Annotated in this window: 16 protein-coding genes; 7 read left to right on the top strand and 9 right to left on the bottom strand. The window is 60.7% G+C overall.

Annotated elements, in window-relative coordinates:
* Positions 1 to 170 precede the first annotated feature (170 nt).
* The 6 genes from lptD to M2366_RS04595 are packed head-to-tail and all read left to right on the top strand — an operon-like array spanning position 171 to position 6,894.
* Entirely contained in the window at positions 171 to 2,570 is a 2,400-nt protein-coding gene (gene lptD / locus M2366_RS04570; RefSeq protein WP_259236560.1) for an LPS assembly protein LptD, read from the top strand.
* A gap of 29 nt (positions 2,571 to 2,599) precedes the next feature.
* On the top strand, positions 2,600 to 3,898 hold the full coding sequence (gene surA / locus M2366_RS04575) for a peptidylprolyl isomerase SurA (protein ID WP_224432245.1): 1,299 nt from the start codon (positions 2,600 to 2,602) through the stop codon (positions 3,896 to 3,898).
* Positions 3,898 to 4,884, top strand: coding sequence for a 4-hydroxythreonine-4-phosphate dehydrogenase PdxA (pdxA, locus tag M2366_RS04580; RefSeq protein WP_259269066.1), 987 nt, complete (start codon positions 3,898 to 3,900; stop codon positions 4,882 to 4,884). Before surA ends, pdxA begins: the two co-directional genes overlap by 1 nt.
* Positions 4,881 to 5,693, top strand: coding sequence for a 16S rRNA (adenine(1518)-N(6)/adenine(1519)-N(6))-dimethyltransferase RsmA (rsmA, locus tag M2366_RS04585; protein ID WP_259269067.1), 813 nt, complete (start codon positions 4,881 to 4,883; stop codon positions 5,691 to 5,693). Before pdxA ends, rsmA begins: the two co-directional genes overlap by 4 nt.
* Positions 5,694 to 5,697: 4 nt before the next feature.
* Positions 5,698 to 6,060 (top strand): Co2+/Mg2+ efflux protein ApaG, encoded by a 363-nt coding sequence (apaG, locus tag M2366_RS04590; RefSeq protein WP_259269068.1) that lies wholly within the window; start codon positions 5,698 to 5,700, stop codon positions 6,058 to 6,060.
* Between the two features lie 6 nt (positions 6,061 to 6,066).
* Positions 6,067 to 6,894, top strand: coding sequence for a symmetrical bis(5'-nucleosyl)-tetraphosphatase (locus tag M2366_RS04595; protein ID WP_259236562.1), 828 nt, complete (start codon positions 6,067 to 6,069; stop codon positions 6,892 to 6,894).
* Positions 6,895 to 6,963: 69 nt separating this feature from the next.
* Here the strand turns inward: M2366_RS04595 and folA are convergent, their stop codons facing one another.
* The 4 genes from folA to M2366_RS04615 form a co-directional block, all read right to left on the bottom strand.
* On the bottom strand, positions 6,964 to 7,464 hold the full coding sequence (folA, locus tag M2366_RS04600; protein ID WP_042040160.1) for a type 3 dihydrofolate reductase: 501 nt from the start codon (positions 7,462 to 7,464) through the stop codon (positions 6,964 to 6,966).
* A 24-nt stretch (positions 7,465 to 7,488) separates the two neighbouring features.
* The gene (locus M2366_RS04605; RefSeq protein WP_259269069.1) at positions 7,489 to 7,956 is read right to left on the bottom strand and encodes a threonine/serine exporter family protein; all 468 of its coding nucleotides are present in this window, start codon (positions 7,954 to 7,956) and stop codon (positions 7,489 to 7,491) included.
* A gap of 58 nt (positions 7,957 to 8,014) precedes the next feature.
* Entirely contained in the window at positions 8,015 to 8,827 is an 813-nt protein-coding gene (locus tag M2366_RS04610) for a threonine/serine exporter family protein (RefSeq protein WP_042040158.1), read from the bottom strand.
* A gap of 294 nt (positions 8,828 to 9,121) precedes the next feature.
* Positions 9,122 to 9,460: a DUF3135 domain-containing protein gene (locus M2366_RS04615; RefSeq protein WP_224432239.1), complete on the bottom strand. Its 339-nt coding sequence runs from the start codon at positions 9,458 to 9,460 to the stop codon at positions 9,122 to 9,124.
* A gap of 412 nt (positions 9,461 to 9,872) precedes the next feature.
* Here M2366_RS04615 and mog point away from each other — a divergent pair, with 412 nt between their 5' ends.
* Positions 9,873 to 10,403: a molybdopterin adenylyltransferase gene (gene mog / locus M2366_RS04620; RefSeq protein ID WP_042040156.1), complete on the top strand. Its 531-nt coding sequence runs from the start codon at positions 9,873 to 9,875 to the stop codon at positions 10,401 to 10,403.
* A 60-nt stretch (positions 10,404 to 10,463) separates the two neighbouring features.
* On the opposite strand, the gene M2366_RS04625 is transcribed toward mog, so the two are convergent.
* From M2366_RS04625 to M2366_RS04645, 5 genes are all read right to left on the bottom strand, one after another.
* Entirely contained in the window at positions 10,464 to 11,702 is a 1,239-nt protein-coding gene (locus M2366_RS04625; protein WP_259269070.1) for a beta-ketoacyl-ACP synthase, read from the bottom strand.
* Complete coding sequence (locus M2366_RS04630; RefSeq protein WP_259269071.1) at positions 11,699 to 12,424, bottom strand: 3-ketoacyl-ACP reductase FabG2; 726 nt, start codon at positions 12,422 to 12,424, stop codon at positions 11,699 to 11,701. Before M2366_RS04630 ends, M2366_RS04625 begins: the two co-directional genes overlap by 4 nt.
* Positions 12,425 to 12,532: 108 nt before the next feature.
* Positions 12,533 to 12,991: a hotdog family protein gene (locus tag M2366_RS04635; RefSeq protein ID WP_042040152.1), complete on the bottom strand. Its 459-nt coding sequence runs from the start codon at positions 12,989 to 12,991 to the stop codon at positions 12,533 to 12,535.
* Positions 12,984 to 14,264, bottom strand: a complete 1,281-nt coding sequence (locus M2366_RS04640) for a beta-ketoacyl-[acyl-carrier-protein] synthase family protein (RefSeq protein ID WP_259269072.1) — start codon at positions 14,262 to 14,264, stop codon at positions 12,984 to 12,986. Before M2366_RS04640 ends, M2366_RS04635 begins: the two co-directional genes overlap by 8 nt.
* Entirely contained in the window at positions 14,261 to 14,839 is a 579-nt protein-coding gene (locus M2366_RS04645) for a DUF3261 domain-containing protein (protein ID WP_259269073.1), read from the bottom strand. Before M2366_RS04645 ends, M2366_RS04640 begins: the two co-directional genes overlap by 4 nt.
* Positions 14,840 to 14,876: the final 37 nt, after the last annotated feature.

A 14,876-nucleotide genomic window follows, 5' to 3' on the forward strand; every position in this document is an offset into this window, starting at 1 on the left:
ACCGGCTGAAGGTGGAAAGCAGCGCTTGGCTGTTAGCCCTGGCCGCAATAATGCTTTATCATTGCCGGCTAACATAAAGCAATGAGATGCAATGTCAACTCGATGAGTCCTGGCGTATTATGCATGCTCTTGAATCAGCCGTTTCGATACGGATTGCGCGAGTCTTCTAAATGACAAAATGGACACTGGGGCGTGCCTGTCCCATCGCCCTGACCATTGGCCTTGCCAGCCCGGCATATCTCCAGGCTGCGCCATTGAGCGTACCCGCCGCCACTGGTCTGCTGGACGGGCTCTGCTATGACTATGTTCCCAAGATAGAGAAAGCCCCCGCCAATGAGGACGCCAACGCCCTGCCGGTGGAGGTCGATGCCGACAGGCTCGAGGCCAAGCAGGGTGGCACCGCCGTCTATCAGGGCGACGTCAAGGTTCGCCAGGGTGTGCGCAAGTTTGATTCTGATTATGCCCAGGTCGATCAGAAGAGCCGGGATGTGATCGCTATCGGCAACATCTATTACAACGACGGCCAGGTCACTGTCACCAGCGACAAGACCCTGAAATCCAACCTCACCACCAAAGATTCCGAGCTGGAAGAGGGTGTCTATCAGGTGCATGGCTCACCGGTGCGTGGCTCGGCCGAGCGGGTCATCATGACCAATAACAACCAGAACATCACCCTGGAAGGCGCGCAATACACCACCTGCCCACCGGGCCAGGAAGCCTGGACCCTGAAGGCGGGCAGCATCGACATCGATCAGAACGAGGTGTTTGGCGAAGCCTGGAACGCCAGTCTCTGGCTCTATGACTACCCGGTGTTCTACTTCCCCTATATCAACTTTCCGATCAAGGATCAGCGCAAGACGGGTCTGCTCTATCCCAGCTACGAGCAGAGCTCCAAGAACGGCATGGACATCAACCAGCCGTTTTACTGGAACATAGCCCCCAACTACGACGCGACTATCAGCTCTCGTTTCATGGACAGGCGTGGCCTGATGGAGCAGGTCGAGTTCCGCTATATGCCGAACCCGTCCCATACCGGCAGCCTCTATTTCGAGAACCTGGCCGATGACAAGCAGTATGACGAGACGGATACCCTCAATGATTATCTCGCCGATGGTCATCGCTATCTGCTCAGTGCCCGTCATACCTCGCGCTTCCTCGACAATGCCCTGGTGATGTCCCTCGACTACACCAAGGTACGCGATAACGATTACAACTATTTCAACGACTTCTCGCCGCCGGTCGGCACTCAGGTCGATAACCAGTTGCAACAATCCTTCAAGGCCGGTTATTACCAGCAGAACTGGAACCTGACCACAGAGGCGCGCACCTATCAGATATTGCTGGCCGGTGCCCAGCAGCCTCACACCATGTTGCCGCGCATCAATCACAACTTTTACCATCAGGGCAACTGGTACGATCTGGCCTGGAATACCGAATTGACCAATTTCGGCTATGACAACGATCAGTCCACAATCGGCGAGGCCTACACTGGCACCCGCCTCTACAGTGCACCTACCCTGACGGTGCCGCTCATCGATGCGGCTGGCTACTACCTGGATAGCCAATACAAGCTGATGTACACCCAGTACAACCAGGATGTACCGGATAGCAGCAAGCTCACGGCCTATTACCGCAACAAGGGGCTGACCGATCTCGACGACAAGGTCACCCGGGTACTGCCCTCGTTCCGCCTCAAGGGTGGCATGACCTTCGATCGCCAGCAGGATTGGTTTGGTGAAACTGCCAACCAGACCCTGGAGCCCGAGTTTCAGTACCTCTATGTTCCCTACGAGGATCAGGACAACATTGGTATCTATGACTCGACCAGCATGCGCCAGGACTACTACAGCCTGTTCAGCGATCGCCGTTTCGCCGGCCTGGACCGGATAAGTGATTCCAACCGGGTCTCCGTGGGTCTCACCAGCCGGGTCTATGATGCCGTAGGTGATGAACGTCTCCGTCTGGCGGTGGCTCAGGCATTCGACTTCGTCGCCCCCAAGGTAACGCTCTATCCCAGCGATGAGGCGAGCACCAATACCCGCTCCCCCTTGTCGTTCGAGGGGGATGCCAAGATAAGCGAACAGTGGTTCGCCCATGCCGGCGCCCAGTATGACGTGCAGGAAAAAGAGTTCAGCTCCGCCAACAGTGCCCTGGAATACCGCCATGAGAAGCTGGTCAGCCAGGTCAACTACCGCTTCGTGCGTGATGCCAACTATGACCTCACCCGCAGCGGTGAGACGGCCAACATCAATCAGGTCGGCATGGTGGTGGGCTCGCCCATCAATGACCAGTGGCACATGTATGGCGGCTATTACTACGACCTGGATCAGAACGTCAAAGTCGACCGCAAAATAGGCGTCAAATATGACTCCTGTTGCTGGAGCATCAACTTCAACCTGGAGTGGGTCAACAGCCCGGATAACGTCACCTACCAGCCCACTTCGGAGCGTAGTTTCGGCATCCAGTTTGAAATGAAAGGATTGGGTAGTGTGGGTACAGGGGCCAAGGGCACCAGTCTGGATACAGATGCCCTGCCTTACATTCGTCCGTTTAACCTGCGGGACAAGTGAGTCATCGCAAAACGCCTTGAGAGATGGATATGAAGAAGACGTGGATTTCCCTGCTGACCGCAGGCCTGTTAGGTGTCATGAGCCAGAGTGCCCTTGCCTCCCCCGAGCTCATCGACAAGGTGCTGGCGGTGGTCAACAAAGACGTGGTACTCGCCAGCCAGCAAGAGGCCCTGGTCAACAAGATCAAGTTCTCTGCCAAGGAGAGCGGCCAGGCGCTGCCCGATGACGCCACCCTGCGCAAACAGGCGCTGGATCGCCTGATCCAGGAGAGCCTGCAATTGCAGCTGGCGGACCGGCAAGGTCTGAAGATCAGCGATACCCAGCTCGAGCAGGCGATCAACAGCATCGCCGCCGATAACAAGATGAACCTGGAGCAGCTGCGGGCCCAGCTCGACCGTGAGGGTCTGAGTTATGCCCAGTACCGGGAAGAGGTGCGCCGCGAAATCCTGATGAACGAGGTTCGCCGCAACCAGATCCGTCGCCGCATCAACATTTCCGATCAAGAGGTCAAGCAAGTGGTGCAGGCACTGCAGAAACAGGGCCAGCAACAGCAGGAGTTCCATGTCGGTCACATCCAGATAGCCCTGCCGGACAACCCGAGCACCGAACAGCTCAATGCCGCCAAAGCCAAGATCGACAGCCTGCTCAAACGCCTGCGTGATGGCGCGGACTTCCGCGAGCTGGCCATCGCCGAGAGCAATGGTCCCAAGGCCCTGGAAGGGGGGGATTGGGGCTGGATGAGCCCGCAAGAGATGCCCACGCTCATGGCTGAGGCCGTGCAGGGTGCCAAGAAGGGTGACATCGTCGGCCCGCTGCGCTCCGGGGCAGGCCTGCACATCGTCAAGGTGTTTGATGCCAAAGGTGCCCAGCAAGTGGTGCAGACCGAGGTCAAGGCCCGCCACATTCTGATCAAGCCCTCGATCATCCTGAGTGAAGAGAAGGCCAAGGGTATGCTTGATGGCTTCCTCCACGACATCAAGAGCGGCAAGGCTGACTTCGCCGCCCTGGCAGAGAAGTACTCCGAAGACCCCGGTTCTGCGGTACAAGGTGGCGAGCTCGGCTGGTCCGATCCCGGCGTCTATGTGCCCGAGTTCCGCGATATGGTCAATCGCCTGCAACCCGGTCAGTACAGCGAGCCGTTCCGTACCAGCCACGGCTGGCACATAGTGCAGCTCGAAGACAGACGCAGTCAGGACGCCACCGACAAGGCCCAGGAACAGCGCGCTTACCAGCTGATCTACAATCGCCGCTTCGTGGAAGAGTCCCAAGCCTGGCTGGATGAGCTGCGCGATGAAGCCTATATCCGCATCGAAGGCGCCGGCAGTTGATGATTTGCCAACGTCTCGCCATCACCCCGGGTGAGCCGGCCGGTATTGGGCCGGACCTGGTGCTCGACATTGCCCAGCGCGATTGGCCCCACCAGCTCGTGGTGGTGGCCGATCCTGCGCTGATGCGCCGCCGCGCCGCCATGCTGGGGCTCGATATCGAGCTTGTCCCCTATGATCCAGCCCTGCCGGCCAGCCCCCAGCGGGCCGGTAGCCTGACCCTCTGCCCCGTCACCCTGGGGGCAACGGAGACCGCAGGCGCGCTCAACGAAGCCAATGGCGCCTATGTGCTGGCCACCCTGCAGCGAGCCTGTGATGGCAACCTGAGCGGCGAGTTTGCCGCCGTGGTCACAGGCCCGGTGCACAAGGGCATCATCAACCAGGCCGGGGTCTCGTTTAGCGGCCACACCGAGTTCTTTGCCCAGCAGGCAGGGGTCGGTGATGTAGTCATGCTGCTCGCCACCGACGGCCTGAGGGTGGCGCTGGCCACCACTCATATTCCCCTCGCCAATGTCGCTCGCGCCATTACGGCGGAGCGTCTGGGCAAGGTGATCCGGATCCTGAATGCGGATCTGAACAGCAAGTTTGGTATCACTCGTCCCAGGATCTACGTCTGCGGCCTCAATCCCCACGCCGGGGAAGGGGGTCACCTGGGCCGGGAAGAGATAGATGTGATCGAACCCGCCCTGACCGCCCTGCGCCAGGAAGGGATCGATCTGGTTGGCCCCCTGCCAGCCGACACCCTGTTCCAGGAGAAGTACCTCAAGGATGCGGACGCGGTACTGACTATGTACCACGACCAGGGGCTGCCCGTGCTCAAATACAAGGGCTTCGGGCGCTCGGTCAATATCACCCTCGGACTCCCCTTTATCCGCACCTCGGTGGATCACGGCACGGCCCTGGACTTGGCAGGCAAGGGCCTGGCCGATTCTGGCAGCCTGATCACCGCGCTTAACCACGCCATTCTGATGGTAGAGAAAAAAATATGAGCAGTAAGATGCACATGGGCCACACGGCCCGTAAGCGTTTCGGTCAGAACTTCTTGCACGACAGCTATGTGATCGATCAGATAGTGGCCGCCATCAATCCCCAGCCGGGTCAGAACCTGGTGGAGATAGGCCCGGGTCTGGCGGCGCTGACCGAACCGGTCGCCTCCCAGATGGACAAGATGACGGTAGTCGAGCTGGACCGTGACTTGGCCGCACGCCTGCGTGAGCACCCCACCCTGAAAGAGAAGCTGACCGTGATTGAAGCCGATGCCATGCGCTTCGACTTCGGCACCCTGATGGGCGAAGGCAAGGGGCCGCTGCGCATCTTCGGCAACCTGCCCTATAACATCTCCACCCCCCTCATCTTCCACCTGTGCGAGTTCGCCGACCGGGTCGAGGACATGCACTTCATGTTGCAAAAAGAGGTGGTATTGCGGATGTGCGCCGGCCCGGGCAGCAAGGCCTATGGTCGCCTGAGCGTCATGGTTCAGTACTACTGCCAGGTGATCCCTGTGCTGGAAGTGGGCCCAAGCGCCTTCAAGCCAGCCCCGAAAGTGGACTCAGCCGTGGTACGCCTGGTGCCTCACAAGACCCCACCCCTGGTCGCCAAGGATCTGCGCTGCCTGAGCCGGGTCTGTACCGAAGGCTTCGGCCAGCGTCGCAAGACCATCCGCAACAGCTTTGCGAACTTCATTACCGTGGACCAGCTCGCCGAGCTTGGCATTGACAGCACCCTGCGCCCGGAGAACCTCTCCCTGGCACAGTTTGTGACCATCGCCAACTGGCTGGCCGACCAACAGCAGGCCTGACACCATGGCGACACCGACCATTCATATCCGCCCCCATCCCAGCTATGTCGAAGGCAGCCAGGATCCCTACCAGTTTATCTATCTCATCGAGATCCATAACCTGGGGCCAGGCTCGGCACAACTGCTCGCCCGGCGCTGGATCATCACCGATGCCAACGGCAAGATAGTGGAGGTCGAGGGGCCTGGCGTGGTCGGTGAGCAGCCCGTCATTCCCCCTGGTGAGACCTTCCGCTACCAGAGCGGGGTTCCCCTCGATACCCCCCTCGGGGTCATGGAGGGGAGCTATCGGATGCGCGATGAAGCGGGCAACGAATTTGATGCCCCCATAGCGCCCTTTACCCTGGCGGTTCCCCACATTATCAATTGAGGTTTCATGGCAAACTGTTTTGTCGGCGATGTCCAGGGTTGTTATGACGATCTGCGTCGCCTGCTTGAGCTGGCTGATTTTGATCCCCAGGCAGATACCCTCTGGCTGGCGGGAGATCTGGTGGCGCGGGGGCCGGACTCCCTCTCCGTGCTGCGCTTTGCCAAGTCCCTGGGTGACAAGGCCGTCTGCATACTCGGCAATCATGATCTGCATCTGCTCGCCGTCGCCGAAGGGGTGGCCCCCCTCAAGAAAAAGGACAGATTGCAGGCCTTGATGGAAGCACCGGACAGAGAGGCCCTGCTGGAATGGCTGCGCCATCGACCGCTGCTTGCCGAGTGCCCCCACCCGACACGCCCTGTGATGATGGTCCATGCCGGTCTCTCTCCGACCTGGGATGCCGATACCGCCCGCCGCTGTGCCCGCGAGGTGGAGAGTCTGCTGCAAAGCGATCAGTACCTCTGGCTGCTGCACCACATGTATGGGGATCATCCGGATAGCTGGGACGAAGGCCTGCTCGGCATAGAGCGCTATCGCTACATCATCAACAGCTTCACCCGGATGCGCTTTTGTCACGCCGATGGTCGACTCGACTTCAAGTGCAAGCTGGGGCCCGATGACTCGACCCCCGGCCTGCATCCCTGGTTCGAGCTGCGGGAGCGTCACAGCGATGACCCCACCCTGGTATTCGGCCACTGGGCGGCACTGATGGGCAACACAGGCCGTCCTCATATCAAGGCCCTCGATACCGGCTGCGTCTGGGGCAACACTCTTACCCTGTGGCGTCTGGAAGATGATGCCCTGATCAGCACCCCCTGCCCCCTGCATGCTCGCTGAGCAAGGGATGGTGCATCACGGACAGCAAAAAGGCCCTCACGGGCCTTTTTTCATGGTGTGACTGGGGGATCAATGGGCGATCCGCTCCAGGGTCTCGAAACAGTAAGGATGGGGATTGCGCTCATCGGGCTGATGGGCTTCCCGCTCCACGCAATGCCACTGCTGCCCCTCATACTCCGGGAAGCGGGTGTCACCCTCGACGGCCAGCTCAATGTGAGTCAGATAGAGGCGATCCGCGCGCGGCAATAGCTGGGCATAGAGATAACCCCCGCCAATCACCATCAACTCATCGGGCATCTCGCTCTCGGACAAGGTTGCGAAGACTTCCTCGATGGATGAGAAAACCTCAATGTTGGGCGCGCTAAATCCTGAATTACGACTGATCACCAAATTTCGGCGCCCAGGCAGCGGGCGGCCAATGGACTCGAATGTCTTTCGCCCCATCAATACCGGTTTGCCAAGGGTGACCCTCTTGAAGTGGGCCAGATCCGCGGGCAGGTGCCAGGGCATCTGGTTGTCCTTGCCGATCACCCGATCCCGGGCCATGGCGGCAATCATGGAAATCTTCATGGGTTCAGCCTCTCACGCCGTCTCTCACACAATGGGGCGATTACGGTACACGACCAGCGAGGGTATCGCCAGCCCGAAGCTCAATGCTCCTACGATAAAAATAGCCTTCAAACCATTCTCCAAGGCGCTCTGAATAAGCGCCAGGGTCACGCCGTGAATGTTGAGTTCGACGATGGCTATCATCGTCTTGAACGCATAGCTGCCCGGGATCATCGGGATGATAGAGGCCACGCTGAACACGGGGCGCGGGGCCAGCAGCCGCCGCGACCAATAGACACAGACAAAGCCGACCGTGGTCGCCGCCGCCAGGGTTGCCCACTCGATGGGCATCCCCTCATGCATCAGCAAGGTGCGCAGACTATGGGCCAGGGCGCCCCCCATGGCGCAGTACTTGAGCATGCGGGGCGGCACGTTGAACAACATGGCAAACCCCACCGCGGGAATGGCCGACCAGAAGGCATCCCTGGCCAACAACCATGATAGCTCCATCATGGCCTGCTCCCATCACCACCGGCTGACGGGAGCGCTGCCATAGCATGCGAGATGCGGTTCATATCAGCCTCCACCATACCTTGCCTCCCCAGACCTCGGCGATGGACATGGCCAGTATGATGCCGATGGCGGCGCTGATGGTGAGCAGGGTTGCCGTCCCCCAGCGGGCCAGCCCCATGTTGAAGTAACCCTTGACCATGTCAGAGACCGCATTGATGAGGGGGAACCCCGGCACCAGCAACAGCACGCTGGCCGCCATGGCGAGGTAGGGCTGCTCGCCCCAGCCAAAGAAGGTGGCGCTGGAGGCAAGGAGCGTTGCGATAAAGCCGGTCAGGGCGAAATTGATAAGCGGACTGTGATGGTGGCGCGCCATCAGCTGGCGTACCCGCATGGCAACGGCGCTGGCGACAAAGGTCACCAGGAAAATGGGCCAATCGCCGCCGAACAACAGGCTGAAGGCACCACAGGATAGACCCACCATGGGCACGACCAGCCAGGGGTGATAGTGGAAGGGCTTGATGGCATCGAGTCGCTGCCTGACTTCCCGCGCCCCAATGAGATGCTTCTCAGCCATGATGCACAGTCGTTGTACCTCACACACCACCTGCATATTGATGCCGTGCTCGCGCACCCTGCGGGTGGTGGTGACACAATGCCCCTGATAGAGGCTGGTCAACACGATGGCACTTGAGGAGATGGCCATCTCGACACTCTCCAGTCCAAGCGCCAGGCCCAGCCGCGTTGTCGTTTGCTCAATGAGTCGGCTTTCGGCACCAAACTGGGCCAACATCTGCCCTGCCTTGACGAGGATACGGGTGACCTCCGTCTGCTGTTCCCGGGACAGCACCCTTCTTGGACTGATACTTCTCATGTTCCCTTCGAGTCGTAGCGTTAAAGGCACTATCTTAGCCTGGCTGGTCAGGCTATTCATCCACCCCTGGCAGGGTAAAATAGGGGGCAAGATCAACGAACCGGATGATAAATAGCTTGCAACCGGTATCACTCATAATAAAGCGCTCAGCCAACGGCCCCCATGGGATAGCGGTCTCTTTCGGATCACCCAATGTCAGCGCGCGATCGGGATATGCCAAATACGGCCCAGCTGGGTCAGCGGAAATAATCCATTCCCGTCTATAACCCGGTATTGAATATTTCCGAATGACACTTATTTGTGGCGATGGTCCTGCAATGAGACCACATTATTACGGGGTGGCAAGGGAGGGAGTTCATCTTCGTCCGAGAGATAGCAGAGCCGGCTCATTTCACTTCGCATCAGGAAGAAGGAGTCTTGCATCATATTGACGATGCGAAGGCAGCTATCGATGGGGTTCTTGGCCAGCCTGCGCTGGCAGTCGACCTGAAACTGCAACCCTCTCAATCTGCGCTGCTGATCCGGGGTGGCCGTTTCTATCACCGCCTCTATCTGTTCATAGAGCAGGGTCTCAAGCAGATGAGGCTCTGTCGCGGCAAGCCGTTTCAAGGTGTCAAAATCAGGTAATTCCATGTCGCCCTCCACTCTCGCATTGAGAGGGTGTGATGCTGGCACATTGACTCTTCCAGCCTCTCCTACTGGTTATATATGCCAAGGGTGAGCGGAGTTCAATTTACCACCAGACAGTCGACAAGCTTCCATTGAATACTGCCAATCAGGACATCAAGATATTAACCATTACAGATCAGCACGTTGAATTTGAAACGCCAATATCCTGTCTAACCATCACTCCTTATACATTTTTCACAAGCAGGGCGGCACTATTATTCCCATTACTGACTTCCGGCCTGAAAATGTATTTTCAAGCCGTATGCCAAGAGCCGGATCAAGCAGGCGACACCTCGGGCATCAAGGCCAGCATTTAACATATCTATCTGATTATGCTATTTTATTTTCCTATCCACCGCGACAGACAAGGGGTCGTATGAATAAGGCAAAGATCGGCATCGTCACCGTCAGTGACAGGGCCAGTGCAGGCATCTACGAGGATCTCTCCGGCAAGGCCATCATGGACACGCTCGGCTGCTATCTGAGCTCTGAGTGGGAAGCCGTCTACCGCCTGATCCCGGACGAGCAACCCCAGATTGAGGCGTGTCTGGCTCAACTGGCGGATGACATGCAGTGCTGCCTCATCGTCACCACGGGGGGCACAGGCCCTGCCAAGCGGGATGTCACCCCGGAGGCGACCGAAGCGGTGTGCGATCGCATGATGCCGGGCTTCGGTGAACTGATGCGCGCCGAGTCCCTCAAGTTCGTCCCGACCGCCATACTGTCGCGCCAGACCGCGGGGCTGCGGGGCAGCACCCTTATCGTCAACCTGCCAGGCAAACCAAAATCCATTCGCGAGTGCCTGGATGCGGTCTTCCCCGCCATTCCCTACTGCATCGATCTGATGGACGGCCCCTATCTCGAGTGCGATGAGAGCGTCATCAAGCCGTTTCGCCCCAAGCAGTAAGCGCAGCTCATCCCCCATAAAAAGAGGCGCCCAGGGGCGCCTCTTTTACCATCTTGATGGTCACGACCAGCGCTTGAAGATGAGCGAGGTATTGATGCCGCCAAAGGCGAAGTTGTTGGACATCAGATACGCCACATCCAGCACCCGGCCACCGCTGCGGATATGGTCCAGCGGGGCGCAGGCGGGATCCGGCTCGTTCAGGTTGAGGGTGGGAGAGAACCAGCCCTCATTCATCATCTCCAGAGAGAGCCAGGCCTCGATGGCGCCGCAGGCCCCCAGGGTGTGACCAAAGTAGCTTTTCAATGAGGAGATGGGGGTCTTGTCCCCGAAAATAGCACCAGTGGCATGGCTTTCGGCAATATCGCCGCGCTCGGTCGCCGTGCCGTGAGCACTGATATAGCCAATATCCCCTGCCTGCAAACCGGCATCATTCAGGGCCATCGCCATGCAGAGCTGCATGGTCTCTCTCTGGGGCTGGGTGACATGGGCCGCATCGCAATTGGTGGCAAAGCCCACCAACTCGGCGAGTATGGTCGCGCCCCGGGCCAGGGCATGCTCCAGCTCCTCCAGAATAAGGGTGCCTGCCCCCTCCCCGATCACCAGCCCATCGCGCTCCCTGTCGAAGGGCCTGGGACTCAGCTGCGGGGTCTCATTTTGCAAGCTGGTCGCGAACAGGGTGTCAAACACCACCGCCTCGGAGGGGCAGAGCTCCTCGGCGCCCCCCGCCACCATCAGATCCTGATAGCCATGCTTGATCGCCTCATAGGCATAACCAATGCCCTGGCTGCCGGAGGTGCAGGCGCTCGAGGTGGGAATGACCCGGCCTCGCAGACCGAAGAAGAGGCCGGTATTGACCGCCGCCGTGTGGGGCATCATCTGCACATAGGTGGTGGCCGTGATGCTGGCGGTGGTCTTGTCGTTGAGCATGGCGCCGAAGGCACTGATAGGCGCGGTGCTGCCGGTGGAGGAGCCATAGGCGATGCCGGTGCGTCCGCCGGTGAGAACCGGATGGCCAATCAGGCCGGCGCGGATCAGGGCAAGCTCGGTCGCCACCGTGGAGAGCTGTGAGACCCGGCCCATGGCGCGGGTCTGCTTGCGGGTATAGTGGCTCGGCAGCACAAAGTCCGGGATGGGGGCGGCCAACCGGGTATTGAGCCCCTCATAGACCGCCCACTCCGGCATCTGGCACACCCCATTGCACTCGGCCTTGAGGCGGGGCCCCACGCTCTGCCAATCGTTGCCAAAGGCGGTCACTCCGGCCATGCCGGTGACCACGACCCGCCTGCTGTTCGCGCTCATATCAGCCCCCCGTTGATGGAGATCACCTGACGGGTGACATAAGCCGCTATGTCCGACATCAGGTAGGAGACCAGCCCCGCCACTTCATCTGCCTGGCCCATGCGCTTGAGCGGGATCATCTTCATCGCCTCGGCCTCCACCTCGGCATTGACCATGCCGGTATCGATAAGTCCGGGGGCCACGCAGTTGACCGTGATCTTGCGTTTGGCCAGCTCCAGGGCCAGGGCCTTGCTGGCCCCTATGATGCCCGCCTTGGCCGCGCTGTAGTTGACTTGGCCCCTGTTACCCATGATGCCGGAGACTGAGGAGAGGGTGACGATGCGCCCCCCCCGCCGCAGCCCAATCATCGGCATGATGCAGGGCTTGAGCAGGTTGTAGAAACCATCCAGATTGGTGTGCACTACCCCATCCCAATCCTCATCGGTCAGGGCCGGGAAGGCACCGTCGCGGATGACACCGGCATTGCTGACCACGCCGTAATAGGCGCCATGGGTCTCGATGTCCGACTCGAGCCGGCTGCGGCACGCCTCCCGGTTCGAGATATCGAACTGGATCAGTCGCCCCTGGCCCCCCGCCGCCACGAGCTCGGCCAGGGTTGCCTCGGCACCCGAACGGTCACTGTGATAGTGCACCACGATGTGAAAACCATCCCTGGCCAGCTGCAGAGCGATGGCACGGCCTATGCCCTTGCTGGCACCCGTCACCAATACGGTGGAACTCATAAATCAATCCTTCCCTAACAAATTCAGATAATGGGGTCTCAGGCACCCAGAGCGCCCCTCAGGCGGCACTCTGTTGCCCGCCGAGCCAGCCCCCTGGCCAGCCCGGCGCTATCGGTCAAGCGGCAAGATATTGGCCAGTTCGCTATCACTGGGCAGATAGGTGCTCAGCCGCGCCTCGGCGCAGAGCCTATCGCCGCGCAAGATCCGGCACTCGAAACTGGCCATGCCACCATCTTCCAGCAGGCATTCGGCCTCGATGACGAGCCGCTCCCCGGCCGCGAAGGCGGGCAGCTGGCTCTGATACTGGCGACTGCCGAGCAGCATGCCGATGCGCACCGGTTCGCCCCGCTCGCGCCCCCGCATCCCGGCCCAGGCGGCTATGGTCTGGGCCATCAGCTCCAGGCCGACCCAGGCGGGCAGGCTCCCCTGCTCATCGAGCAGCAGGCGGTGGCGATCCCCCACCCGGGTCTCGCAGCGCACCCGCGTCCCCTGGTAATCGAGCAGGCTATCGAGCAGCAGCATGGGGGCCTGATGGGGCAACAGCTCGGCGATGGTTATCTCATTCATGTTCGGTATTCATCTCTTGTGCCGCAAGGGGCGCAGTCCCCTCGGCGGAGCCTGCCACGTCCCGGCGACCCAGCAGCAGACTGACGTTATTGCCACCAAAGGCGAAGGAGTTCGACAGAGTCAGGGCGAGGGGCTCACCGGCGAGAGCAGACCCGCGTCCCTGCATGAGTTCAATCTGGGCCAGGGCCGCATCCTGCACGCTTCCCTGCCCGGGAGCTGGCAGCCCTAGCTCCATCAACAGGCAGCAGAGCGCCGCCTCTATGGCGCCCGCCGCCCCCAGACAATGACCGGTCAGCATCTTGCTGGAGCTGCAGGGGGCCGTCTCATCGCCCCCGAATAACCGGGCCAGAGCGCGGCTCTCCATCTCATCGTTGAGTCGGGTCGCGGTGCCATGCAGGTTGATGTAGTCGAGCGCCCTGGCCTCCACCCCTCCCTGCTGCAGGGCCATGCGCATGGCCGCCTCGGCCCCCACCCCTTCCGGATGAGGGGCCGAGATATGCCAGGCATCGGAGGATTCCCCCGCCCCCAGCAACGCCAGCGGCGCCGGGGCCTGGCTCAGCAAAAAGAGGGCGGCCCCCTCGCCGATGTTGATGCCGCGTCTATCCGCGGCGAAGGGGCGGCAGCGCGCCAGACTCAGGGACTCCAGGCTGTCAAAACCATTGAGGGTCAAGCCGCACAAGCTGTCGGCCCCGCCGACGATCACCGCGTCGGCCAACCCGGCCGCCAGCAGCCGCTGGCCGCTGATAAAGGCGCGGGCACTGGATGAACAGGCGGTCGAAAGGGTGTAAGCCGGCCCCGTAAGGGCCAGCTGGCGTGCCAGAAACTCACTCGGCGAGCCCAGTTCCTGCTGGCGATAATCAAATGCAGCTGGCAGTGACGTCCCTCGCTCCCTGGCCGCCACCGCCAGCTCCGCCTCGGCAATCCCCGCCGTGCTGGTACCCAGTACGATGGCGATGCGATCCGCCCCCAGTCGGGTCACCAGCGCATCGACACTGGGGCGGATCTGGGCCAGGGCCGCCAGCAGCAGTCGATTGTTGCGAGAGTCATAGGCCGCCAGTGTGTCAGGGACGGGAGGCAGCGCCCCCCTCACCCGGCCCACCGGGGTGAGTCGGCCATCACTCAGGGCTTGCTGTTCAGTGTCGAGGGGGCTGATGCCCTCCGCCTGCCAGGCGGTCAGGGCCGTGCTCACCGCCGCCTTGCCCTCCCCCAGGGCACAGATCAGGCCGTAAGCCTGGATATAGCAGGGGGAGATGGGGTTCATTGCCTGGGTCATGGGGCCAGCTTCTCCATCTGCAACTGGTAATCGAAGGCATGCTGCACCAGACGCACAGGTTCTCGCTCTCCGGCGATATCTTGATAGAAGATCTCGCTCACCAGCGTGCCCTTGGGGTCTCGCAGGCGCCGCACCATGCCCTCGTCCTTGAGCTGCCAACCCCTGGGCAGCTGCGGCTGCCAGGATTGAATGGGCCAGTAGCTGAGCATGACATCGGCCAATACCTGAGCCACCGGGGGCAGGGTCGTGCCTCCCAGCAGGCTGGAGAGTTGCTCGGTGCGAATCGCCTCACCGTCATAACTCACGCGAAACAGCCGGATCCCGCTCGGGGTCAACCCCACCAGGGTGAGCTGGCGGCCATCGGCCTCCAACACCGTCAGCAGCTGATGCTCACCCCCCTGGGTTCTGGCACTCAGCAACTGTTGGCGATAGAGCGGCTGAGCCAGGGTCGGCGCCGGCAACACCAGACGGGTCTCCTGGGTCAGGAAAGCGCGATTATCCGGCACCGCGGTCGGCGCACTGGCACAGGCGCTCAGCAAGCTGGCGCATAAACAGAGAGGCAGAAGCGACTTCATCTTGTGTCCCGGGCGTCTGGGGTGGACCAAAAAGGGG

It is taken from the genome of Aeromonas sp. BIGb0405 (genome assembly GCF_024807335.1).
GTDB lineage: Bacteria > Pseudomonadota > Gammaproteobacteria > Enterobacterales > Aeromonadaceae > Aeromonas > Aeromonas rivuli.